The sequence below is a fragment of the Corynebacterium lizhenjunii genome, assembly GCF_011038655.2.
Taxonomy (GTDB): Bacteria; Actinomycetota; Actinomycetes; order Mycobacteriales; family Mycobacteriaceae; genus Corynebacterium; species Corynebacterium lizhenjunii.
The window spans coordinates 2,095,126-2,119,632 of sequence record NZ_CP064954.1; the positions used below are offsets into that span (position 1 = coordinate 2,095,126).

The window sequence follows — 24,507 nt, forward strand, 5'->3', positions numbered from 1 at the left end:
ACCGAACATGCTTCTTGATCCGAACCGTATACTCGGCGTAATTAATGCACCCCTCACGTCCACCACGAGCCCCCAGCCATGGACCATTGGGATTCTGCGACACCTCCCACACAACCAATGTGCACCCACCGGGGTTTTGCTGAACCGCCCCAAAAAGTTGAGCCCCTTCCGGGATCCTGTTGTCAAAATCCGGCGCGGTTGCTGGCCTGTCGCTGGTCACCCAGGAAAAATCATCCGGCATAGTACTGGCAAAAGCCGGGGACGCGAAGGCTGCTGCAGCGACTACAGCACCCGCAACAGAAGCAATTAGCTTTTTCAAGACTCCTCCTTCAGGAATCTCAAGGGACCAGGAAGTCCCGGGACATAGACACGAACCACACGTCGTGGAGCTAACTGCCAGGGCAATCGGCTTCGTGCAACTCGTTACAGTCACCGTATTCTGTGAGATTGGAAACTGTCAAGGGGCGGAGCCAATAAAACCTGTCCTCTACCCCCTCCACGCCAGGACCATTGCAACAATCACCGTCCCAGCGTAAGCAACTTTCCAGTAAGAACTATCCGCTCGCAAAAGCAATTCCCAGAGCCACCCGGTGCACATATAAATACTTTGGATTCCACTAGAACGCAGGTACCTATCAAAGTCGCAAGCAAAGAACCACCGCCACCAAATGAGGACAATTAAAAGTATTGACACCTTTTAGTCCTTGCCCTAGGGATCCGATCTCACCGGACACGCCGACCCGGGTTAGCTCAACGACAACTCTCCGCCTACCTGAAATTGCTACCCCCGAACGGCGAACAACCGACCCTTTCCAAGCACCTCCCAGGCGACTGACACAACCCCCCGCTCGCCACAACTCCTAGACACAGGAAGGAGTCTGAAGGCGGTGCACCCCCTCGAGTACGGGCCAACAGCAGAGCGTGTGTTCGCCAGGAAATCGGCGGATATTGAAGGTTGGAGCAATTCTCCTGGAAAGAGCGCAGCTGTGCTTAGCCCACTGCGCTGCCTTAAAGCGGAGAGAGCAGCAGCGAACGCTTGGAATGGTAAACCGTCCCAAAGGGTGCATCCACCCGCACCCACCGGCCAGCAGCGGAAACCCGAAGGTAGCGGGGCACATTATCCGCTGCACCCCACCCCGGAATCAGACCCAAATTTGTACACGCAAAAATCAGGCGCATGGGAATGTCTACGCTTGCCTGCCCGCCACCCCCGGACTGGTCATCCGCACCACCAGAGCTTACTGTAACCACCGTCTGCGAGAGCAAACTAGCGGGCGGTCCGGCCGGGCCGGAGAATTGCCGGGTTAGGGCCTGGCCTTCATCGGCAAGCTGGCGCACCACCGTGACCGGCAATGTATCCAATAGACGAAAACCCGCAGCAGGCGGCAGGGCGCCGGGCCAGGCAGCATCCTGGGCGGGACCAAGAGGGATGAGGCAAGGGGCATCGGCAGACTCGGCGGCGGTGCCAGAATGAGCATCGGCCAAAGCCTGCGCCACCCGCGCAGCGGAGGCGCTGACCCCCTCCTGGCTCAGCCGGCCAGCCACCCGGCGCGAGGCAATAACGTCAAAAGGCGTGGTCACAAAGACATCTACCACGCTGTCGGTGAGCTGCCGCGCGCGCAGCGTCGCATGCGTATCCAAGCCCGCCGCACGCGAAAGCAGGGCCCGTAATCCGGCGCCCCCACTGGTAATAGTCAGCGTAGGTTCTGCCATGGCGGGCGGTTACTCAGCAGAATTAGCGAGAATCTCAGAAGGAGTACTGGAAATAATGTCGCGCTCCTCCTGCGTCAACGGGCGCGGCAGCCCGGAGTTCATATCCACCGCCACCTGCACGCACTCAACCTCACACGCCACCGGGCCATCGGGCACGCGGATGTTTTGGCGGGTAGTAAACGAAGAATTACCCACGCGGGTCACCCACGTCTCCACCTCTACCGCCGCCAACCCCTGCGGGGCAATGGGATTTTTATAATCCAGCTCCAGGTGGCGAACAAACGCGGCGAACGTAGGGATAGACGGGAAGATATGCGCCTGCGCAAAAGACAGGCGTGCTTCCTGTGCAATCTCCACATAGTTGGCGTTCATCATGTGACCGTAGCGGTCAAAATCAGACCAGCGAACGGCCACGCGGTGCTTGTGGTGTTCCGACACGGGGTTAGTTTCTCCTTAGTGTGCGACAGTTAGTGCGCGACAGCGTAGCGGGATGAGCAAACAGCTTAGCGAGTCAGCTTGCGGTGCGTCACACGCGAGGGACGCGCAGCTTCCTCACCCAAACGCTCCACCTTGTTCTTCTCATAATCACCGAAGTTGCCCTCGAACCAGAACCACTTGCCCTCTTCAACGTTGCCTTCCCAGGCCAAGATGTGTGTACAAGTACGGTCCAGGAACCAGCGGTCGTGGGAAATGACCACGGCGCAGCCCGGGAACTTCTCCAGCGCGTTCTCCAACGAACCCAAGGTTTCCACGTCCAGGTCGTTAGTGGGCTCATCCAGGAGGATCAGGTTGCCGCCCTCTTTCAGCGTCAGGGCCAGGTTCAGGCGGTTACGCTCACCACCGGAGAGCACCTTGGACGGCTTTTGCTGGTCAGCGCCCTTAAAACCAAAGGCAGACAGGTAGGCGCGCGAAGGCATTTCATTTTGACCCACATGGATGTAGTCCAGGCCATCGGAGACGACTTCCCACACGGTGGCCTCCGGGTCGATGTTTTCGCGACCCTGGTCCACGTAGGACAGCTTGACGGTCTCTCCAATTTCCACGCTGCCATCATCCGGCTGCTCCAGGCCCACGATGGTCTTAAAGAGCGTGGACTTACCCACACCATTAGGGCCAATCACGCCCACAATGCCGTTGCGCGGCAGGGTAAAGGACAAGTCCTTAATTAGCACGCGACCATCAAAGCCCTTGACCAGGTTGTTTACCTCTACTACCTTGTTGCCCAGGCGCGGCGGGGTAGGAATCTGGATTTCTTCAAAGTCGAGCTTCTTGTACTGCTCGGCTTCTGCCGCCATTTCCTCATAGCGCTGCAGACGAGCCTTGTTCTTCGCCTGACGGGCCTTCGCCCCGGAGCGCACCCACGCCAACTCTTCTTTCAGGCGGCGCTGCAGCTTTTTGTCCTTCTGGCCGGCAATTTCCAGGCGTTCAGACTTCTTCTCCAGGTAGGTGGAGTAGTTACCCTCGTAGGGGTAGAGCTTGCCGCGGTCGACCTCACAAATCCAACCCGCAACGTGGTCCAGGAAGTAACGGTCGTGTGTAACGGCCAGCACTGCACCGGGGTAGGACTCCAGGTGCTTTTCTAGCCAGTTCACCGACTCCGCGTCCAGGTGGTTGGTGGGCTCGTCTAGCAACAGCAGGTCCGGCTCCGACAACAGCAACTTAGCCAGTGCGACGCGGCGGCGCTCACCACCAGAGAGGTTGGTCACTGCCTCATCTGACGGCGGGCAGCGTAGGGCATCCATGGCCTGCTCGATCTTGGAGTCAACCTCCCAGGCATCCGCTGCGTCGAGCTCCTCTTGGAGCTTGCCCATCTCTTCCATGAGCTCATCGGTGTAATTGGTAGCCATCTCTTCTGCGATGGCCTCGAAGCGCTGCTTCTTTTCGAAGATGTCCCCCAGGCCTTCTTCAACGTTGCCGCGCACCGTCTTGTCCTCATTCAGCGGCGGCTCCTGCAGCAAAATGCCTACCGTCTTGCCCGGATCGATAAAAGCCTCGCCGTTAGAAGGTTGGTCAATGCCGGCCATGATCTTGAGGATCGACGACTTACCGGCACCATTTGGGCCCACCACGCCAATCTTGGCGCCCGGGTAGAAGGCCATGGTGACGTTGTCCAAAATGACCTTGTCACCAATAGCCTTGCGCACATTCTTCATCGTGTAGATGAACTCGCCCATTATTCCCCTTTGAACTCGAAGTCGGGTCAGTTGCCCGCGGATGGCACCTGAGCCAACCCCGCGCAACATGCAAACATAGCAAAGCCTACAGCAGGCCGGGACTTCGCGCAGGCTCCCCCACCCTTCCACCCGCGGGCGGGGCTTAGAACGGCGGGTTCGCTTGCCCCGCGCCCACCAGTGCCTTGTCTAAGTGGCCTGCGTCTGGCGGCTGGGTGCCAGGCGCCCCCGAGTCTGCCGATGCCCCCTCCCCCAGCCCCTGCGTCCCAGTGCCGGTAGCAGCGGCGGAGGTGGCAGCGGCGGTAGCGGAGGCATCGGCGGAGCGATCAGAGGCATCGGCAGACTTGGCAGTTAAGTCGCGGTCCACAATGGTAGCCATGGGATCTGGCATGTCCACCCCGTCGGGGACGTGATTATGGTCCACCTTCAGGGTGCCCACCAGGAAGCGGTTGAGGTCGGGGCCAATGTGAGTAGCGCGGATATAGGGCCGCGAGCGCCGATTGTCGCCCTCATTCCAGGACGCCGTATTGAGCGAGCCCACCACAATAACCGGCAGGCCCTTCTTGAGGGAGCGGCGCACATTTTCCGCCAGCTTGCCCCAGGCCTCGACATCAACAAAAAGCTGATCGGCATCATGCCACTGCAAACCCTGATGCTCGTCATTAGTGGTATAGCGGCGCGAAGACGCCAGGCGCATGGAGAGTTTGTAGTTGCCATTCTTCACGCGAGTCAGGTGCGGGTCAGTAGCTAGGTGGCCGGTCAGCGTCACAGGTAGTTGAGACATCAGTGCAGTTCCTTTCCAAACTATGGAGTATCCAGTGGGTTGTAGGCGCCGAAGTGGCGTCACACCTCGAATACTGGCCAACTGCACAACTCTTGGCAAGGGGAAGTTTTTCTGCCTGTGGATAACTTCGCTCTACCTGGGCCCGATGCACACTTGATTAAGCAATACGTCACCGGATTCGTCACTAGTTATCCACAGGGGCGAAAAATCTTTGCCGTTTTGGAAGTTTTTTCCGCGATCCCCTTGACTACAGCTGCCGATAGTGCTGTGTGTTGCCGTCTTTTTCTAAGGCGGCCAGCATGGCGTTGTATTCCTGCAGGTCAGCGTCACCATCGAGATCGGCTTTGGCGTCGTGGCGGCGGGCCTCAAAAAGATCATCACGCAGCCACTCCACAAAGAGCTTGCCAAAGACAATCACCAGCGGGAACTGCCCAAAGCCCCAGGCTATGCCGCCTCCCACGCGCTGGTCCTGGCGCAGATCCGGCTCCCACGGCAGGTTCAACGACATGTAGAACTCCTCGCCCAAAATCTGGCCCAGCTGCATCAGATACACCCCCGCATATAGATGAATGGGCATGGAGATGAACAGGATAAACGTGCGCACGTTCGTGGGCGCACGGTGCGGCAGCGGGTCCGGGCCAATGACTTCCCAGAAATAGATGTAGCCAGAGACCAAGAAGACCGCGTTCATAATCACGTGCCCCGCGTGTTCAGAAATCGCAAACTGGTAGAGGCTAAAGGACATGTAGACCACGTAAAAGAAGAACAGGAACTGCAGCAAGTTCACCGCCGGGTGAGTAACAACCCGCAAGGCACGGGACTTAGTCAGCGCCACCGCCCACTCATGTGCCCCCGGCTTGCCCGCAGAGGCTGGCTCCCAGGCTTCCATCACCAACGTCAGCGGTGCGCCCAGGACCAAGAAGAGCGGAATAACCATGGACAACACCATGTGCCCCAGCATGTGCATGGAATACAGGGCCGGGATGTACATGCCGATTCCGTTGCTCATTACCACCGTTAGCCCCAGCGCGCCGCCCATCCACCAGGCGGTGCGCTGCCACGGCCAACTCAAACCCCGGCGTTGCACGCGGATCAACGCCCAGACGTACCACGCCGCCAACAACAAACCGAGCGTGCCAAAGAGCACGTCAAAGCGGAACATGGTCCACACATTCCAGAATGTAGGCGCCTGATGCAGCTCATAGCCGAGCTGAATCTGCATGGCGTTCAAGTTCGGATCCCGCGGCGGCGGTGGCGGGGTGCGCCCCATGGTGCCAGCCACACCGATGGTGGCAGCCATAATCACCACCTCCACCACAGCCACGCGGCGAAATAGCTCCGGGCGCGCGCTCAGCTGCGGAATGGTCAACCTGCGGTGGGCTAACCCCACCAGGGCCAACACAACCGTGAGCACTACCTTCGCCACGATGATCCAGCCGTACTTCGTCTCCAACAGGCGCCCAAATTCCACTCGGATCCCGGCATTGACCACACCCGACAGGGCCATGGCAATCACGCAAAACAGTGCCAGCCCCGAATAGCGCCGCACCATGGTTTCCGGGTCCGGGCCGCGGCGGCGGCTATGGGCCACCAAGGCCATGAGCCCTCCCACCCACAGCATCATGGCCACCAAGTGCCACAAATAAGAGTTAGTACCCAAGTCATGGTCACCGCCGCTAGCAGAGTGGCCCTCCATTCCCAACGGCACCACCATCAGCACAGCCAGCACCAACAGCGGCGGCTGTGCTGCCCAGCGCTGTGACACCAGCCCGCCCACTGCCACCACGGCAGCCAGCAGCGCAGTTACAAACCACACCTGGGCCGTCGCAATCTGGTTAAACGCCAGGGAAAACATCTGGGCGTTGAGCACCTGCAGCAACGGCGTGCCCGTTAAGTCCGACATCACCAAAGGAACCTGCAACAGACTGGCTACCACCACGCCCAGGCTGGCCCAGCCGCCGGTGCGCGCCGCAATGTGCCCATCCACACTCAACCGGGCCCGGTAGAGTTCCTCGTTATCCCCCACTGCTGGATGGATCAAAAACGCCGCGGACAAAAATGCGCCGACTGCAACCGCCATCAGCACCCACGCCACCGCGCGAATAAACGGCAGCCCAAACGTTGTCAGCCGTCCCGGGTCCGGAATACCCAGCACCGCCAGGGAGTCCGCCAAGAAGAACGCCGAAATACCACCGGCCACCACGCCAGCAACCACCGCCGCCAGCAGGTAGAAGGACCGGGAACCCCGGGCACGAGTGGAAGGGGAGGGGGCATCGGCAGATTCGGCAGGCAGCAGCAAGCGGGACATACCCGGGATTCTACGGTCCTGCCTGACTGGGGTAAAACCCTCGCGCGCGGCAGGCGTGTTGTAGACTGCTAAACCGCCAGCCTCCATAGCTCAGTGGATTAGAGCAGTGGGTTTCTACCCCATGTGTCGCGGGTTCGAATCCTGCTGGGGGCACTTTTTCATTTGCGTGGTCATGCAGAGATTTCTCTGACTTCTCTGTTACTAGGGGGATTTTCAGTCCCATGGACACCCTCGACGTACACAGCGACAACCCCAGAGCCCAGAGCCCAGAGCCCAGAGCCCAGAGCCCAGAGCCCAGAGCCCAGGGCGAAAACAACTCCGGGGCCGCCTCACCGCAAAAGTGGCCGACCCCGGAGTTGTCTCTATCTCTCTCAAGGTTTCCTTAATCTCCGGTGTCTCACGCCGGACCCCTAAGGAAGCGGGGGTTCTCTCTATCTCTCATGCGCTAGTCACCAGCGCACGGTATCGATTATGACAGACTTTTCTGAAAATTTCATAAACAGAGGCTGTGAACTTGGCGGCAGGCCGCAAGCCTGCACGCCCAAATTTAGTACCCCGGCGCCGCAGGAATAATGATCCAGGCGATGAGGTAAGCCAGGAGACCGGAGAATCCCAACAAGGTTGCAAGGACGAAAATCAGCCGGACAATGGTGGAGTCAACGTCGAGGAATTCCGCAATCCCTCCACACACTCCGCCCAAGTGGGAATCTGTACGGGAACGGTAAATGCGCTTGGCCATGGTTCTCCTTAAATGAACGCTTTATAAGCGGTTAGTTGACGGTCAAATTCTTGGGGACACTGTCCATTTCACCAGAACCAGGCCCCCAGCACATCCGGGTTTGCCCTGATTTTCCCCTGAGCCTCCCCTGAACTTCGCGCAAGCGTCTACGCTGGTTCCACAGACGCACTGTATTGACTACCCTAACCGCTACCCGAAAGGACCCAGCCACATGGCAAAATCCAGCAAACTACCCGCCCCCACGCGAGACTCCTATGCGCTGATTACCGGAGCTTCCCAGGGAATCGGCGCCGCAATGGCTAAGGAACTTGCCCGCCGCGGCTACAACACCATTCTGGTGGCCCGGCGCCAGGAAGTCCTCGAGGGCCTGGCGGGACAGCTGCAGGAGTTGGGGACGGCATCGGAAGTCTTGGCAGCAGACCTTGCCCAGCCGGAGGAGGTTGACCGGGTAATCGAGTATATGGGCCAGCGGGAGATTTCCATAGTGGTCAACTCCGCGGGCATTGCCAGCTTTGGCAAGTTTATGGACCAGGACTGGGACTATGAGACCAAGCAGTTCCAGCTCAACGGGACGGCTGTGCACCGGTTGACCCGCGCGGCATTGGAGCAAATGTTGCCGCGACGCCGCGGGGCGATTTGCAACGTCGGTTCCGCTGCGGGCAATGTGTCCATCCCCAACAACGCCACCTATGTCTTTACTAAGGCCGGAGTGAACGCGTTCACAGAGGCGCTACACTACGAGCTCAAAGGCAGCGGCGTGACCTGCACTTTGTTGGCCCCAGGCCCTGTGCGAGAGGCGGAGATCCCGGAAGCCGAGCAGTCCATCGTGGACAAGGTGGTCCCGGACTTTCTGTGGACCACATACGAGTCCTGCGCGGAGGAGACCCTGGCGGCAATGGCGCGCAATCAGCGCCGCGTGGTGCCCGGCCCGCTGTCGAAGGCGCTCAATGCCATAGGCGCGGTGTTGCCCACTCCGGTGGTGGCGCCGTTGATTGGCCGTTTCTACGCAAAGATGGCATAAGTGGGCCATTAGGCCTAGGCCCCATAAGGCCAGGGCCGGGCCGGGCCATAAGGCGAAGATGACACAAGCAAAGTCCCGGCCTACCTACGGGTAAGCCGGGACTTCTCTTCGGGGTGGCTGACGGGGCTCGAACCCGCGACACCCAGGATCACAACCTGGTGCTCTACCAACTGAACTACAGCCACCATTGCCGCGCTTTGCAGCGATGAACAGATTAACCCATCCGCCGAGGTTTACAAAAACGCCTGGTAGGCGGCGGTCGCGGCTTCCTTGGCAGCGGCGGCTTGCTCGGTATCTGGGCCGGGCGCAGGGGCAAAGACGCTGCGGCGGTAGTAGTCCAATTCCCGGATAGACTCCACAATGTCCGCCAGCGCGCGGTGTGACATCCCCTTGTCCGGCTGCTGGAAATAGGCCCGGGGGAACCAGCGGCGCGATAGCTCCTTAATCGTAGACACATCCACCATCCGGTAGTGCAGCGCGGCGTCCAGCCGCGGCATGTAGGCACGGATAAAGCTGCGGTCCGTGGCGATGGAATTTCCCGCCAGCGGCGCGGGGTGCTCCGGGTCGCAGTGTTGTGCAATCAGTGCCAGCACGGCTTCCTCGGCTTGCTCAATGCTGGTGCTGGCGGCGCGAATCTCCTCCGTCAGGCCGCTGCTGCCGTGCATCTGCGTGACAAAGTCATCCATCGCCGCCAGCTGTTCCTCCGTGGCGTGCACCACCAGATCAATGCCCTCGCCCAGAATGTTCAGGTCAGCGTCCGTGACCACGGCGGCCACCTCCACAATCACGTGGCGCGCGGGGTCCAGGCCGGTCATCTCCAGGTCAATCCACACCAGACGGTCATGCTTAGCGGCAATGTCAGAACTCATGTGGCCAGTCTAGCCCGGGAGTCTTAGCTTGCCGATGCGCCCTCCCCCTCCCCTTTCCCCCCTGCCACACCTCCCCCGCATGGGGGTAATTCAGCCGCCTGTGAAAACTTTTCTTTGCAAAGTTCGCGGAAAGCGCTGCGAGAACAAAGCCGCAGGAAGTAGTATTTCTGCAGTCCGATAGATTTAGGCTATCGTACACCCCGAGGCGGATCTGTTGGTGATTGCCCTCACACGGATCTACTCGGGTGAGGCAGGATACTAACTAGTCTCGCTGACTTCCTCCGGCAACCGCGAGGGATGAACTGTCCAAAAGAAAGGCCTGACATGGAAGCGTTTATCAACGCCCTCAACAACATAATCTGGTCCCCGGCTCTAGTGTTTTTGTGCTTGGGCGCAGGTGTGTACTTCACCATAGTCACCAAGTTCTTGCAGGTGCGCTGCATCCCCGACATGCTGCGCCAAATAGCCAACGGCGAAAAATCCGATAGCGGCGTTTCCTCCTTCCAGTCGCTGATGATCTCCCTGGCCGGACGCGTGGGCGTGGGCAACATCGCCGGCGTGTCCACCGCCATTGCCTTCGGCGGGCCCGGTGCGGTGTTCTGGATGTGGACCGTGGCCATGCTGGGCTCTGCAACCTCGTTTATCGAATGTACGCTGGCCCAGATTTACAAGGAGAAGGACCAAGACACCGGCGAGTACCGCGGTGGCCCTGCCTACTACATCGAAAAGGCCTACAAGCACACCGCCGCCGGGCCCTTCATGCTCGTCTACGGCATCATCTTCGCGATTTCCATGATCCTGGCCACCAGCTACTTCCTCCCCGGCATCCAGGCCAACGGCGTTTCTTCTGCCATCAACAACGCCTGGGGCATAGAGGTGAAGTGGTCCGCAATTGTGCTCGCTGGCATCCTGGCAATCATCGTTATCGGCGGCATCAAGCGTATTGCCAACTTCGCCTCCCTGGTAGTGCCCTTCATGGCGGTGCTCTACATCATCTTCGCGCTGATCATCATGCTGATGAACTTCTCCGAGATCCCCCACGTCTTTGGGATCATCTTCAAGTCCGCCTTCAACCTGGAGGCTGGCTTCTCCGGCATGCTAGGCGTGGCCATCATGTGGGGCGTCAAGCGCGGCATCTACTCCAACGAGGCTGGCCAGGGCACTGGCCCGCAGTCCGCAGCGGCCGCTGAGGTCTCCCACCCCGCCAAGCAGGGCTTCGTCCAAGCCTTCGCCGTGTACGTGGATACCCTGTTTGTGTGCTCTGCCACCGCCTTCATCATCATCTCCACTGACATGTACAAGGTCTTCGAGGGCGAATCCGAAGATGGCGCGGTCCGCTACGCCGGTTCCCTGCCTGACGGTGTCCCCGTGGGCCCTGGTTTCGTCCAAGAAGGCATGAACTCCGCTCTGGCTGGCTTCGGCCCCTCCTTCGTGGCACTAGCCATTGCCTTCTTCGCATTTACCACGGTGCTGGCCTACTACTACATGGCAGAGGTCAACCTGGCCTACTTCAACCGCTGGATCAAAAGCGCTACCGTCCGTCGCGCCTTGATTTGGGTACTGCGCTTGCTGCTCATCGCTTCCGTCATCATCGGCGCCACCACCACCCCTGGTTCCGCGTGGGCCCTGGGCGACATCGGCGTGGGCGCAACCGCCTGGCTCAACATCATCGCCATCCTCTTCCTGCAGGTCCCGGCGCTCAAGGCCCTCAAGGACTACAGCGCCCAGAAGAAAGCCGGCCTGGACCCGCAATTCGACCCGGAGGCACTGGGCATCGCCAATGCCCAGTTCTGGGTAGAGCGCAAGGCCACGCTCAACCAGCAGAACACCCCGCAGCCCGGCGCCTAGGCCCCATGCGCTGCTGAGCCAGCCGCTGCCACCGCCCGGTGGTGGCGGCTTTTAGGCGTTACCGGCCGACCATTCTTCCCAGCTCAGGTTCCAATCCCCCAAGCCATCCCACACCGGCAGCGTGCCGCCTTGGGTATTTTGCACATGGACAATGTCGCCTCGCTTGACCACAGACTGGAACCACGCCGCCGCCTCTGTCGTAACGTTGATGCACCCGTGGGAGGTGTTCGTGCTTCCCTGCGCCCACTCCGACCACGGAGCAGCGTGCACATAAATGCCCGAATAAGACATCTGCGTGGCGTAATCCACCATCGTCTTATAGCCGCCTTGATCCATCCCTAAGCCAAAAGAGCTGGAATCCATCAGCAACTTCTCATGCTTATCGCCGATGATGTAGCGGCCATTGGGCGTAACAAACTCGCTGCCGTCCCGCCCCAAAGACACTGGTATGACCCGCAGCAACTCCTTATTACGGTAGACACTCATGGTCTTAGCAGAATCATCAACCACAGCGATTACCCGGTCCCCGATGGTGAAATTGGTGGCATTATCTTGCGCCCCGTAGAGCCCACCGCCCATGTCCAAGCCATAGATATTGGCCTCCACACTGACCTGGGTGCCCGGCTCCCAGTAGTACTGCGGACGCCAGCGCACCTCGTAGTCATTGAGCCAATAAAACGCACCGTCCACCTGCGGGCTGGTGGTAATAGTAATCGCGTCTTGCACCGCCTTACGGTCAGTCACCGGGGATTGGAAGCGAAAGCCAATGGTCTGACCAATGCCCACCTCAGAATCTGGCAGCGGACTCAACGCCACACCCGTGGTGTAAGCCGGGGTGGGCGTAGTAAAAGTCACCGAGCGCTGCTGGCCGTTTTTATCCTTAGCCACCAGCGTGTAGGTGCGGTTATAGCCCAGCACTTCCGTAGTACTCCAGGACCGGCTATCGCCACTAAGCTCAGCGTCTACCTCCCGGCCCTCCTCATTAACCATACTGACCTTGGCCAGACCCTCCCCGCGAGACTCGACCTTAACGGGCACGTCTACCGCCACGTTGCTGGCCCCGTCGCGCACACTGACTTCCGGCGCCAGCTTAGGTGCAGGAGCAGCAGAGCTGGCGGTTGCGGGGGCATCGTCAGCAACTGCCCCACCCGGCGTGCCACAGGAAGCCAATGCGAACGATGCCACCGTCAGCGCCGCGAGCGGCACTCCAGCGCGCAGATGAGTGCGGTGGCTCCGGACAGTCCAAAATGAAGGGCGAGGGGAAGTCACGTGATGCTGCCTTAAATTCTTATCAACGGGCGCCCCACGCCCGCGCGCCATGGGGATCGCGCGCGAGGAGAAGAGCGAAAGTCCACAAACCAGAATATCCCGCCACAAGCCCCAACGGCAGTAGCCGAGAAAACAGCCTGTCACCTGGCGATTTTACGTTTTAAAACCCCGGTGTTATAGTTATTCCTCGTTGCACAGCACAGAGCAACAAGCCAGCGCCACTAGCTCAACTGGCAGAGCAACTGACTCTTAATCAGTGGGTTCGGGGTTCGAGTCCCTGGTGGCGCACAATACAGGCCCGGAAGCTTCGGTTTCCGGGCCTTTGCCGTGACCACAGGCCTGCCGATGGAACCACGCGGCGACCGGCGGTCGGCCTAATGGTCAATCACCATCACCATGGCCTAATGGTCGCCATAAGCCCGGGGTTCATCCCCGCTGGCGCGGGGCGGACTAGCTCGAATGGCCGCAAATTCCGCCCTACGCAGGGCTCATCCCCGCTGGCGCGGGGCGGACTTGTTGATGCCAAGGTCATGGCTCCAGGTGGGGGGGCTCATCCCCGCTGGCGCGGGGCAGACGCGACGTCACGCCGGTAGGGCAAGGGTGGATACGGCTCATCCCCGCTGGCGCGGGGCGGACATCATGCAGGGCATTCGTGAGTTCAATCATAACGGCTCATCCCCGCTGGCGCGGGGCGGACACCCACGAACAAGCACGCCGCCAAGCCCTGCCGGGCTCATCCCCGCTGGCGCGGGGCGGACCGTGCCGTTTATCGCGCTAGCCGTGACTGAGAGGGCTCATCCCCGCTGGCGCGGGGCGGACGCCGCCGGGTCGAGGTAGAGGAACCTCGGCGGGGGCTCATCCCCGCTGGCGCGGGGCGGACGTGTAGTCGCCGGGCTCGCATGACCGAGCAGCGGGCTCATCCCCGCTGGCGCGGGGCGGACTAGCGGTAGCGGCCGACACTGTAGCTTCCTCGGGGCTCATCCCCGCTGGCGCGGGGCGGACGGGTCATGGCGCCACTCCCGCCGGGGCCTATAGGGCTCATCCCCGCTGGCGCGGGGCGGACACACGTAGCAGGAACGTTCGAGCCTTCCTAGTGGGCTCATCCCCGCTGGCGCGGGGCGGACGAACTAGCCGACCCGGAGACCCTCCACGCCCCGGGCTCATCCCCGCTGGCGCGGGGCGGACTACTCCAGGGTCGGAAGGTAGCACAAGGCGACGGGCTCATCCCCGCTGGCGCGGGGCGGACGCTTCGGCGGGAAGTGCTACTAGCTCGGCATCAGGCTCATCCCCGCTGGCGCGGGGCGGACGAAGTCACCCACGAACAGGCACGCCGCCAGGCCGGCTCATCCCCGCTGGCGCGGGGCGGACCGGTAGGCGTGGTAAACGTCGCAGGCTTCACACGGCTCATCCCCGCTGGCGCGGGGCGGACCGCACCAGCAGAATCTCATCGGCCTTAATCTGCGGCTCATCCCCGCTGGCGCGGGGCGGACATCTACCTCGGCCTGTATCTCGTCTGTGGTCCAGGCTCATCCCCGCTGGCGCGGGGCGGACGGGGGCGCCGCCTGGGCGCGGAGCTTGGGGTGCGGCTCATCCCCGCTGGCGCGGGGCGGACCGGTAGGCGTGGTAAACGTCGCAGGCTTCACACGGCTCATCCCCGCTGGCGCGGGGCGGACCCCCAAATTATGGCCGGTGGGGGTGTGCGGTCAGGGCTCATCCCCGCTGGCGCGGGGCGGACCAAACCGGGGGTGACAGACACCTACACACACCTGGGCTCATCCCCGCTGGCGCGGGGCGGACGTGCTGTGCCCACATGGACCCTTTCGGATCGAGGGCTCATCCCCGCTGGCGCGGGGCGGACACCTGGGGCTACCTACCGGCTGACTGCGAACGTGGCTCATCCCCGCTGGCGCGGGGCGGACGCCGCCCGCCTGGTGCTTGATGTGAACCGTCAAGGCTCATCCCCGCTGGCGCGGGGCGGACCAGCACCTGGCGCAGGGTGCGCACGGATTGAGCGGCTCATCCCCGCTGGCGCGGGGCGGACCCCACCAACTGACACCTCCACGCGGGGGGCGCCGGCTCATCCCCGCTGGCGCGGGGCGGACCACCCTGCATTTTGGCGACGGGCGCAGCGTCAAGGCTCATCCCCGCTGGCGCGGGGCGGACGCCTACTATGCCCGCCAGTCTGACAGTGAGCTAGGCTCATCCCCGCTGGCGCGGGGCGGACCTACAGAGGGCCGCCCCATTGCTGGCGGTGTCGGGCTCATCCCCGCTGGCGCGGGGCGGACAGGAGACGGTGGGGGAGGTGCTAGACGGCGAGGGGCTCATCCCCGCTGGCGCGGGGCGGACCGATCATGAATTTGGCGTCTCAGGTGCATGTGCGGCTCATCCCCGCTGGCGCGGGGCGGACCACTTGCCCATCGCTGACGAGCTCACCACCGTGGGCTCATCCCCGCTGGCGCGGGGCGGACCCCTGGATGCGGCACGTATTGGGGCCGGGTCGAGGCTCATCCCCGCTGGCGCGGGGCGGACCACCACGCTGCCCTCGACGGCGGTAAGGCGCGCGGCTCATCCCCGCTGGCGCGGGGCGGACACTGGATTACCAGCAAGAAGAGCCGTTGGAAGGTCATTTTAGGTATAGCTTTGCTCCGGCACAAGCTTCCTCCGGGGCTTACCCCCGCATGAAGCGGGCTTTGCTCCATCCGGTTCGGCGTTTGGTCGGGGCGCGAGAAACGGGCCGCCGCATGAGAGTGATTCCGTCGAAGTCAACAGGCTCCCAATCATGGCGGTGCACCCGAAAGTCAAGTCCTTGTTCATTGTCAGTCTGGAAAACCAAGATAGCTCGGCCATCTTTGGACAGTTCTACGCAACGGTCCCACAGCAATTCCCGAACTCGGGCACTGGGCCTGCCCACAAAGACCCCGGGAGAGATCTCCAGGAGCCATTTGGTTAGGTCCCCGCGTAAACCAGCTGGGCATGCAGTAACTACCAGCACTATCATGGATGCGATCCCTCAAGGTTATGCCAGTTCCTACCGGCCGCGATATTCTCTAGCTCATTCCATAGCAGCAGCTCGACATCGATGGATTCTGGGTCCTCATCGACCTCCATCAAGGCGTACAGATCCTTGACAATCCTTACCAAGAGCCTTCGCTCCACAACGCAATCACGCACAAGCCTTCGTACCTGAGCACTCGGATCCCCACTGGGATTAGCAGCGGCTTGAAATGCGGCCGGTATGGAAATGTCGGCCTTGTATAAGTCCGCAATGTCATAAACCAGTGCCCGATCCGTGCCGTTGTGAACAACGCCAAGGGCAGGAACGAAGCCCAGTGCCACGATAACGGCGTGCACCACCCCGTACAAGGCGGCATTGGCCGCAGTCAGCATCTTGTTAATGAGGTCGCTAGATTCGAAGTCCTGCGGGTCGTAGCGTCGGCGGTCCCAATAGACCCCGTGAGCATCCGCGAACCGCTTGTATAGCTGCTTCATCCGTGCCCCTTCACGGCCGCGAAGCTGGGCCAGCGAAAGAGTGCTCACATCTTCATCGGGGAATCGCATCTCATACATACGCCGGGCGCACCTCAGCCGGGTGCGCTGGTTAGATACCAGCTTCGCCTGAGCTTCCGCCATGCGTGAGGTCTTGGCCGGAGAGCGTCCGTGCGCGTAGTACCGGACTCCCTTCTCCCCTACCCACACAACGCTGACGCCGCAATCCCCGAGGAGGGCCATTGCGGCATAGCTTGCCGATGTCCCCGGCCCCAGCAGCAATGCTGCCAGGCTGGTAGCCGGCACATGGTACACGCCCTTTTCGTCAAGAATGGTAAGGGCATTGTTATCCCTGCTGATGGTCGCTCGTTCAACGTACAGGAAGGAAATCCTGGTGCTTATACGAGACAACTCTAAGCGGTCTACTGGGACGCTACCGGGGCCACGTGACATTTGTTATCCCTCCACCGGAGCTAAGGTCAGGAGCCCACAACCATAGGCTCGCGCCCGACCAAGCCCCTGAGTCAAGGTGGTACGCAGCACGTCGGCATCAGTGACCTCTAAAACGCCGCCGAAGCGCGCAGTCCGAATCACGACAGGCCGAGAGCCGCTCTGCTTCCTAAAGCGTAGGTCCTTGCGCTCAGCGACCCGCACCAGGTTTTGGCCATCACTTTGGGGAATACAGAAGCCGCGGGTGGGACCGCGCTCCACCAACCAGTTCAGCTGCTGCTCTACAGTGACGTGCGGAAGAATCTTCCCACGGCTCTGGCCTGGCTGTGACACCGCCTGTACGGGATTTGCAACAACTTCAAAGGCCCACCGCTGCCCCTTTTTGATCTGCGCCAAAAACCTGGAGTAGTCCAATGATTGTCCAGGGCGGGTATCCCAACCGGCCTGTTCCACGATATGCGTGACTTCAGGCTTTTCGGGGCCGACGATGTACAAGATATGTTCATGCTGCCGATTGTCGACCCGCCACAGCACTCTTGCGGAAGACTCATCAATGTCTGGTGGGAATGCGGAGCGGACGGCTGCGTGCATGGCCTGCGGGTTGGCTAGTAGTTTAGCCGCGCCACGCTTGTGCGGGTTGATATATAGCCTGGTGAGGGTGCTCATGCTCGCATCACCGCTTCAAAAAATGGGTCGGTTACTTGGGAGTCAAGATTTTCTACCAGCACTCCTTCAGGATCCTGAATGACCTCCCGCCACGCATACTGCCTATGGGTCTGGGCGAATGAGACAGGTACGTCGCGGTGGGGTTCGCCCTTTTCTCCCGGAGTAGTATCGCGGTAGATCGGTAGATTCACGGTCGCTGACCTTGCTTTGCGATGGTGCGCGGCTGCATGCCATGGTTCCGCGCGCAAGGCCTGGCACAGATCACCTTCGCGAATGCCCAAGCTAAGTTGTAGCGGAGCAGGGCACGAGCGCCGGCCAAGGTACAACGGGAAACGTGGGCTGTGCAGAGCAGCCTCCAGGCTCGAGAGAAACTCCCTGTCGGCAGACTCCACAGCGGCCACGAACACTGCATCTGTTAAGTAGTGCCGCGTGACCAGATTCGGGTTCTGTGCCTTAGGTTCTAACGCTGTCTGGAAGTCGCGCAACACCGTGCCCGGCTGGTCCACCCGGACACCAAAGCGCAAACCTGCCAGGTCTTCCAGAGGATCTGTACGACGCCGACCCACCGCCGCCGCAAGCAGGCCAATGACACCGGACTTGCTAGGGACAGCCTGAGTAGTGCGCTGCTTATAACGCGAGTCGTCTCCCCATGACTGCAGAGGACCCTTCAGTAATAAAAGCAGTGAATGAGGCACGGTTAAGCCTCCGACTGCAGTTCACGGATCGCTTGAGCAATCCGCTCGCCCAGCTGCGGCAAGGTGACAACCTGGGCAAATTCAGCAAATGGCTCCGCTAGTTCGCCAATTGCCAATACGAACTGAGCGTGCGGTGCAATGCCGTACGTGTGCTGAATGTCAGCAGCTTCAGTGGCCAGAGCCCGAGCACCAGTGAGACGGCGACCGTCCTTCGCAGTTGCCACCACTGGCTCCTCAAAAGCGCTGACCAAAGACACCGAGCGCTGATCACTGACCGTCACATAGACCAGTTCCGGCAGCGTATTATGCGCGAAGGAGTTCTGCTTACCGCTGGGTAGAGAGGTGATAAAGGAGTCTACGAACGCGGCGACCACCTCCACCACCTCTTCAGATGCAGCCAAGTTTTCCGCCAACGAGTCCACGTCAACGGTGGCAAACCTGTAGAGGGTGGACGACATCATCTGCGTGGTACCGATCATCCCCGCCCCCGTCTCCTTGCGGTCCACCACGACATCATCAACTGCAGTGTAGTAATCAAACTCTGGCTCAGACTCGTGGATCCCCAGGGCGTGCGCCACCTGCACGGATGCATCCACATTGTGGGCGGCATCATCAGCTACCATGCGTCCAAACAAGGCCATATCAATAGAATGCTCAGAGTCAAGAATTCCCGTGGCCTCCTTCTTCGAGAACGACTCACCATTCTTGTCGAGGATTGCACGAGCCGCAGCGTCAATCTGGTGGCTGCTCATGAAGTACAGATACCCAATTTCCGGATACTGTACTTTTTGCTCATCAACTTTCTGCTCATCATCGTCTGCTGCAGAGTTCTTGGGATCCACCAGCTTGATCTTTGCCGCCGAAAACAGCGACTTGACCCCGGCAACCGCCGCCTCAGCATCCCAGGCTTGCCCGGATTCTTCTGCAAGCTCTTGGATACGGCGGCAAATCAAGTCACCGACCAGGCGGGTACGCTTTCCCAGCCGCTCAGAAGGGAAACGCTGGGCAAAGTCTTCGCGAATGGCGCGCTTCCAAGACTGCGAGGACACGCGTTGGCGCTGGACGCCACCGAAGCGGGCGGTCTTGGGTGCACCCATGTCATCCCGGTTAATCAGGCTGGGTGGAATCGTTTGGAGGGCGTGAATATCAACAGTAATAGACATGGAAGTTGTCCTTTCGGATTAGGAGTGGATGGTCTCAGTATTGGCAGAACCAGAGTTAGCAGAAGGCTGCGACGCTGTACCCGCAGTGGACTGGCCGGGGGCATCGGCAGACACGTATGGTGCCAGCGCAAAGTCCCGACCCCAACGCAACAGCACACGGTTACGCAAACGGGGACTACGCAGCCAGCGCAGGTCCTCAGCCAAAAGGCCATAGTCGAGCACGAGGTCGGCTGAGCGCAGCAAGGTGACCAGAGAGCGGATGTGGTAGAGCTGCGTATCTGGGTTATTGCTCAGGAGCACGGCATCAAAGCGAGGCTTCAAAGACTCTGAACGTCCGCGGTGATACAGCAGGCCGCACGCACGGCCAAAAGTCATGCCGTCCTGATGCACAGGCCTGCGCGCTGACTGTGCATGAAGCGCAAAAAGAGTCAGAGCAGTAAATGCAGCTTCCTCCTCATAAGTGGCGAACCCCTGGGAGTCCACCGTTGGCTCCGCGAGTTTCGGGTAGAGCAAGTCAAGCGCTGCTGCGAATCCCAGTGGGGCATCCGTAGGCTTCTTGCCTGCAAGGCGGCGCAGCTCTGCGAGCGTAGCCTTGGTTGAGCTCTTCGCATCTGCACCAGACAGTAGGTCTTGTTGCAACGCGTTCACGGCGGCGGTGACTGCCTGGTAGAGGCGCGAAAGCGTTTGTTTCTGAGTCAACTTATTCCTCCTTTGACGTTAAGGTGGTGGACAGGGAGCGTGCTTGGGCGTCATCCAATAAAGGAAGTGACGCCCGCAGACTGCGACAAAGTCGCGAGAAATAGGTGGCTGCGGTTACTATCTGCGCAGCATCCGCACCCGAGCGCGGATCAGGCCGCCCCACAAGTGCCTTCGGGCCAGCGGAACGCATAAGCACCTCCGCTTCAGCCACAATGGCGCTTTCTACCTCACGCTGCCAGGACTGCGCGTAAGCTCCTGGGTCGGGTTGTCCGGCCCAGCCGGATAGCCATTCATTAAACCGACCCTCCAGCTGTCCCAGGATAGAGTCAGTGGACCCCGATTGGAACGCATAATCCCCGCCCGCAGCCACCAAGAGATTGCCGGCGAATTGCCCCAGGTTGATGGCCGCAGCCATCGTTGCGGCGGCAGCGTTGAGCACCGCGCGGCGCGCCACGGGGTTATCACTTGCCAACAGTGCCGGAGGTAGTACCACGGTAGACGCCGTGGTACTTGCTACCGATGAGGCCTGCGCACCATACTCCACGGATACCAGCTGAACCGGGAGCAGCGAGCGCTCCAGGACTTCGTCTGCCCAATACTCCATCAGCTGGTTAAAAATCTCTGGCCGCTTTGGTGCCAGCCCCTTCTTAGAGCCGGTGGCGCCACTCAAATACGGTAAGTCGGACTCTATGGCAAGAAGTGGCTCTAATGAACGCCACACCGTACGCTGCGGGTCAAAGGGCCGCGGATAAAAGGCATCAAATCCTTTCTTCGACTTGTTTGGGCTAAACCGGTACGGAGTCATCGGATCCCCAAAGACATTCAGCCCGGCATCGGGAATCTGGTCCCCATTGGACACCAATACTGAAGTCACCTGGCTACCGTTGTGGTGCAGGCGCACCCGCCTGGATTGCCACGTAGCCAAGTCCGCAGGTCCGCCAATCTCAATGACGCCACCGTTGCGCTGCGCGGCTGTGTCCACCGAGCGCTCCCACACGGGCAAATCCTGATGCTCCTCAGAACCGGATACCAGGCAATCACGGGTGGTATTGAGCACTAGCGTTTCCCGCAGGTTCTTCCCAACCAGGAAAGTTCCACCGGTCATCCCACTCCAGCCAACGCCGATAGGGAAACCCTTGCCGTTTTTCACCCGGGGGTCTCCCACGGCGCCGGACTTAATTCCGGAGTAGTCATAGGCTTGGACGTACACCAGCCAACGGGCCGCCTCCGCGAAAGACAAAGTCTCACGCGGCTGCCCTGCCCTCATGGTAAAGAACTCCGCCTCCGCCTCCGGCACTATCCGGCTTACAGGGGCAGTTACCCCGCTTTTGGTGTGCAGGTCTGCCACCTGCATGAAAGGCGCAGTGGAATGGAGCAGATCAAAGCGCCCGGCGTGCCGATCCAGGTAGTCCAGCACCTTAGTGTCTGGTTTTCCCTGGGCGACTTCCTCCATGCGCTCCTCAAACCAGTCCGGCATGGAAAAATCCATCCGCGCCGTGGGGCCATCCACATGGTGGGACCGCCACAAGACCGCCAGGATTACCCGCAATACCGCGTAATCCTGGGCCGGCGAGTCGCCGCGAATGGCTAACAGTGGCTCGTCGCCTGTGAAAATCTGCCGCAAACCCACACAGCGTGGGTTGCCTTTGCTATCCACGCAGGAGATCCAGGGCTCTTCAATCAGCGAGAAACTAATAATTTCCTCGGAATTCATGTTCTACCTCCTATCCGATTTCCTCGTTGTGATTAGTTGATTGGTTGATTCGTACTCTGCGGCGGGGTCGCCGCGAGCACCCACACCATGCGTCTTTCTGCTAATCATGTGCCTTCTCCACCTCCAATCCGAGTTCGGCCGAATACGTAACTCGAAATCCAGCAAGCACCGCCGTGGAGTCTTCATCCAATCTGAGCGCAAGGCTTTGGCGCAGCAGCGGACTGAACTGCCATCCGACGGGGGTCTCCGACTCCAACTGCGTCACCACTGCATCAAAAGTGGACGCAAACCTGGTCATCCTTGCGGGAAGTCGCACCGTGGCTGACGCAAAGCTTAAGGACGCTGGATAGCTGAGCGTTTCATCCTCCATGATGTACGCCGAGTCGCTTCCCCACAGTGCATAGCCATATTCGCCGGAAACGATCGGAATAACCTCGATGCTCGGCTCAGCGTCGCGGACTTGAGCAATTGCTGCTTCCTCACGCTGGGACGCGGTCTGTTTCTTGTCCAAGAAGCGAGCAAACAGCGCGCCATAGTCTTCCACATGCGGTGAAGGAATCCGGAACGTTTCACTCCGGCGGCGAGAAACCGCGCGCTGCCTCAGGCTCTCCTCGACAGCCTCCTGCCAACGGGTTTGCCATCCTGGTGGGGCATCGGCAACGCTAGCGCGCTCCACCGCGGCATAAGTCTCGCGGACCAGTGGGGCTACAGCGGCAGGCCGCTCAAACCCCTTGGGAATCCACTCTTCCAGGACCACCCGGGTAGAAGCCAGCAACACTAGGGGGTCATAGACTGCCGCGGCACCTCCATCAAACACGGGTACACCGTCCCAGGACAGCAATCCCCGAATGAACAACCGCGGAACTTCAGGCCCAAGCCGATCCGGGCCGGAGAACGTATGGCGCCACAGCCGGCCTACGCGCTGAATCAGAGAGTCTATCGGAGCCATGTCACTAACCAGGAGGTCAACATCTATATCGAGACTTTGCTCCACCACCTGAGTGGCCACATAGATCTTGCGATACGGGCGAGTGCCTTGCGCCAGGGACTGCGGCCCCAATTCCTCAACCATCCGTTCCTCCTTGGCCACGCGGTGTGCAGCGATGAAAGAGGAATGGAAAAGCTCTACTTCTCCGGGAAACGCTGCGAGCAGCTCACGGAAGGTATCTTGCGCTCGCCTAATGGTGTTGCAAACTACTAACGCGGTCCCACCCGCAACCAGATGCCGACCTAACAGTTCAACTAATGCAGAAGAATCCTCAGCTAATAGCTCAACCTCTACCCGGATCTGCATGGGTCCCGGCGGTATTTCAAGTTCCTTAACGCCGCTTCTTTCGCCGACGGTAATCAGCGGATAAGCATCCGACTGCGGCTTCCACTGCTGCCCACCATGAGCCGCCCAATATGCGGCCATAAACTTTTGTTTCTTGTCTTCAGGCAAAGTGGCGGATAGTAGGATGACCGGAACTTGGTACATTCCCAGCCACTCCAGAGTCGTGGCCAAGTACTCGCTGGTAAAGGAGTCATACGCGTGGACCTCGTCAATAATTACCACTTTGCCAGCAAGCGCTAAGTGGCGCAGCATGCTATGTTTCGTCTGCAAGGCCAACATCAGCACCTGGTCAACCGTGGCCACCGAAAAGTTCGCCAAGAGCCCGGTTTTAGGCCCGGCAAACCACTCCATGGCTACGACTGTTCCTTCATCTCCATTAGCCTGGCCATCGCCGCCAATACCCACAAATTTAAACTCGCGGTAGCGCTCTACCAGATTGTTCTTCGAGTGTGCCAAATACACCGCGGCTTGACTTCCGCCCGGCACTACTCGTTTGGCCCAGTCAGTCACCCTAGAAAACAACGCGTTTGCGGTGGCCATGGTGGGCGCAGCAAAAATGACCCCGTGTGCCCCACCGCTGGCTGCACACTGGTGCGCCGCTGCCAGTGCGGCCTCCGTCTTTCCTTCTCCGGTGGGGGCTTCAATGACCAGCAACATCGGCCCTGCCTCTTCTTGGCAACTGGCCGAAAAGGCAGCCTGTTGGACTGCACGCGGCAACCGCCCGGGCGGCCAAGCGAAGGCCTGGTGGAAATACTCGGCGGCATCAGCAAGCAAAGTATGGCGGGCATCCCACGGGGAGGCCACCTGCCAACGTTCCAAACCTTGGGCCAAGCGCCCCTGCCCGCCAAAACCCGAGGCAGTCAGCGGGAAATACCTTATGTTGGAGGCAATCCAATCCGACATGATGACCATGCCCGTTATTAGCTGCACGGCGGGTATCGGCAACTTCTTGTGTAAACGCGGGAGCAGCTGCTCAAACTCGCTAAGTTCGGCTACATAGCCCAAAAGCTCCTTTTGCCCAGCAATCCATGCTGCAGGGTATTCACACAAAACGTCCTGCGCTTGCCCCCACCATTGGGCCCCAGCTGGAACCCCGTGATGGGCTTCCACTATTCGCGCGATGGACCTGGCCACACGAGGCTTAACCCCCTGAGCTTTGAGCCAATCAGCTACGATTACTGCCGATGCCAACGCATGCGGGAAGAACCCCGCCTGGCACTCCAGGGGTCCCTGTTCCAGCTGGTAACCGGCAGATTCAATGGAAGAGAGCAGCCAATCGTATTGCGGATCTCGGGAGAGTTTGCCCTGAAATCCCTTTGTTAGCTTTCCTAAATCATGCGCGCCCGAAACAAACCGCACCAGCCGCCTTACATCCCCCACCGCCAAACCTGTCAGCTCAGCCAGGCACCTCTTCGCCGACGGCGCAACAAACCTATCCCAGACATAGCAAGACACACCGTGAGCATCCTCCAGATGCTGCCGCACACTGAGATAACCAGAGCCATCACCCGACTTTGCCCAGGCCAGGTCCGCTAAGAGAGCACCCTTTCCAGAATTCATATCTTCACTATACGCCAAA

Annotated in this window: 18 protein-coding genes, 3 tRNA genes and 1 CRISPR repeat array; of the genes, 4 read left to right on the forward strand and 17 right to left on the reverse strand. The window is 60.2% G+C overall.

Translation table 11 applies throughout. The features are described 5' to 3' along the window. Positions 1–1,008: 1,008 nt before the first annotated feature. The 5 genes from G7Y31_RS09700 to G7Y31_RS09720 all read right to left on the reverse strand — a co-directional run bounded on the left by G7Y31_RS09700 (position 1,009) and on the right by G7Y31_RS09720 (position 6,976). Complete coding sequence (locus G7Y31_RS09700; protein ID WP_165009678.1) at positions 1,009–1,713, reverse strand: DUF8185 domain-containing protein; 705 nt, start codon at positions 1,711–1,713, stop codon at positions 1,009–1,011. A gap of 9 nt (positions 1,714–1,722) precedes the next feature. Then, positions 1,723–2,151, reverse strand: a complete 429-nt coding sequence (locus G7Y31_RS09705) for an acyl-CoA thioesterase (RefSeq protein ID WP_165009676.1) — start codon at positions 2,149–2,151, stop codon at positions 1,723–1,725. Between the two features lie 65 nt (positions 2,152–2,216). Further along, a complete protein-coding gene (gene ettA / locus G7Y31_RS09710) occupies positions 2,217–3,887 on the reverse strand; it encodes an energy-dependent translational throttle protein EttA (protein ID WP_165009674.1) in 1,671 nt (556 codons plus the stop codon). 142 nt (positions 3,888–4,029) lie between these two features. Further along, positions 4,030–4,668, reverse strand: coding sequence for a single-stranded DNA-binding protein (locus tag G7Y31_RS09715; RefSeq protein WP_165009672.1), 639 nt, complete (start codon positions 4,666–4,668; stop codon positions 4,030–4,032). 247 nt (positions 4,669–4,915) lie between these two features. Continuing rightward, a complete protein-coding gene (locus G7Y31_RS09720) occupies positions 4,916–6,976 on the reverse strand; it encodes a bifunctional copper resistance protein CopD/cytochrome c oxidase assembly protein (protein WP_165009670.1) in 2,061 nt (686 codons plus the stop codon). Between the two features lie 79 nt (positions 6,977–7,055). Here G7Y31_RS09720 and G7Y31_RS09725 point away from each other — a divergent pair. After that, positions 7,056–7,129, forward strand: a tRNA-Arg gene (locus G7Y31_RS09725). A gap of 394 nt (positions 7,130–7,523) precedes the next feature. Here G7Y31_RS09725 and G7Y31_RS09730 read toward each other — a convergent pair. Then, complete coding sequence (locus G7Y31_RS09730; RefSeq protein WP_165009668.1) at positions 7,524–7,715, reverse strand: PspC domain-containing protein; 192 nt, start codon at positions 7,713–7,715, stop codon at positions 7,524–7,526. A gap of 211 nt (positions 7,716–7,926) precedes the next feature. On the opposite strand from G7Y31_RS09730, the gene cmrA reads away from it, so the two are divergent. Further along, positions 7,927–8,736, forward strand: a complete 810-nt coding sequence (gene cmrA / locus G7Y31_RS09735; protein WP_165009666.1) for a mycolate reductase — start codon at positions 7,927–7,929, stop codon at positions 8,734–8,736. A gap of 112 nt (positions 8,737–8,848) precedes the next feature. Here the strand turns inward: cmrA and G7Y31_RS09740 are convergent. Further along, positions 8,849–8,921 (reverse strand) — tRNA-His (locus G7Y31_RS09740). 48 nt (positions 8,922–8,969) lie between these two features. Then, a complete protein-coding gene (orn, locus tag G7Y31_RS09745) occupies positions 8,970–9,605 on the reverse strand; it encodes an oligoribonuclease (RefSeq protein WP_165009664.1) in 636 nt (211 codons plus the stop codon). Between the two features lie 324 nt (positions 9,606–9,929). On the opposite strand from orn, the gene G7Y31_RS09750 reads away from it, so the two are divergent. After that, the gene (locus tag G7Y31_RS09750) at positions 9,930–11,453 is read left to right on the forward strand and encodes an alanine/glycine:cation symporter family protein (protein ID WP_165009662.1); all 1,524 of its coding nucleotides are present in this window, start codon (positions 9,930–9,932) and stop codon (positions 11,451–11,453) included. A 51-nt stretch (positions 11,454–11,504) separates the two neighbouring features. Here the strand turns inward: G7Y31_RS09750 and G7Y31_RS09755 are convergent, their stop codons facing one another. After that, positions 11,505–12,722, reverse strand: coding sequence for a L,D-transpeptidase (locus G7Y31_RS09755; RefSeq protein ID WP_235922963.1), 1,218 nt, complete (start codon positions 12,720–12,722; stop codon positions 11,505–11,507). Positions 12,723–12,937: 215 nt separating this feature from the next. On the opposite strand from G7Y31_RS09755, the gene G7Y31_RS09760 reads away from it, so the two are divergent. Next, positions 12,938–13,010: transfer RNA gene (locus G7Y31_RS09760), tRNA-Lys, on the forward strand. A 135-nt stretch (positions 13,011–13,145) separates the two neighbouring features. Then, positions 13,146–15,312: a CRISPR direct-repeat array (repeat unit 28 nt; unit sequence GGCTCATCCCCGCTGGCGCGGGGCGGAC). Positions 15,313–15,390: 78 nt separating this feature from the next. Here the strand turns inward: G7Y31_RS09760 and cas2e are convergent. The 8 genes from cas2e to cas3 all read right to left on the reverse strand — a co-directional run bounded on the left by cas2e (position 15,391) and on the right by cas3 (position 24,488). Next, entirely contained in the window at positions 15,391–15,720 is a 330-nt protein-coding gene (gene cas2e, locus G7Y31_RS09765; protein WP_165009660.1) for a type I-E CRISPR-associated endoribonuclease Cas2e, read from the reverse strand. Then, on the reverse strand, positions 15,717–16,661 hold the full coding sequence (cas1e, locus tag G7Y31_RS09770) for a type I-E CRISPR-associated endonuclease Cas1e (RefSeq protein ID WP_165009658.1): 945 nt from the start codon (positions 16,659–16,661) through the stop codon (positions 15,717–15,719). Before cas1e ends, cas2e begins: the two co-directional genes overlap by 4 nt. A gap of 3 nt (positions 16,662–16,664) precedes the next feature. Next, positions 16,665–17,324: a type I-E CRISPR-associated protein Cas6/Cse3/CasE gene (gene cas6e, locus G7Y31_RS09775; RefSeq protein WP_165009656.1), complete on the reverse strand. Its 660-nt coding sequence runs from the start codon at positions 17,322–17,324 to the stop codon at positions 16,665–16,667. Beyond that, positions 17,321–18,019: a type I-E CRISPR-associated protein Cas5/CasD gene (gene cas5e / locus G7Y31_RS09780; protein ID WP_165009654.1), complete on the reverse strand. Its 699-nt coding sequence runs from the start codon at positions 18,017–18,019 to the stop codon at positions 17,321–17,323. The genes cas6e and cas5e overlap by 4 nt, the downstream gene beginning before the upstream one ends. A gap of 2 nt (positions 18,020–18,021) precedes the next feature. Beyond that, positions 18,022–19,182, reverse strand: coding sequence for a type I-E CRISPR-associated protein Cas7/Cse4/CasC (gene cas7e, locus G7Y31_RS09785; RefSeq protein ID WP_165009652.1), 1,161 nt, complete (start codon positions 19,180–19,182; stop codon positions 18,022–18,024). Positions 19,183–19,200: 18 nt separating this feature from the next. Further along, complete coding sequence (gene casB, locus G7Y31_RS09790; protein ID WP_165009650.1) at positions 19,201–19,881, reverse strand: type I-E CRISPR-associated protein Cse2/CasB; 681 nt, start codon at positions 19,879–19,881, stop codon at positions 19,201–19,203. A 1-nt stretch (position 19,882) separates the two neighbouring features. Next, positions 19,883–21,595, reverse strand: a complete 1,713-nt coding sequence (gene casA, locus G7Y31_RS09795) for a type I-E CRISPR-associated protein Cse1/CasA (RefSeq protein WP_165009648.1) — start codon at positions 21,593–21,595, stop codon at positions 19,883–19,885. Between the two features lie 100 nt (positions 21,596–21,695). Beyond that, complete coding sequence (cas3, locus tag G7Y31_RS09800) at positions 21,696–24,488, reverse strand: CRISPR-associated helicase Cas3' (protein WP_165009646.1); 2,793 nt, start codon at positions 24,486–24,488, stop codon at positions 21,696–21,698. Positions 24,489–24,507 lie beyond the last annotated feature (19 nt).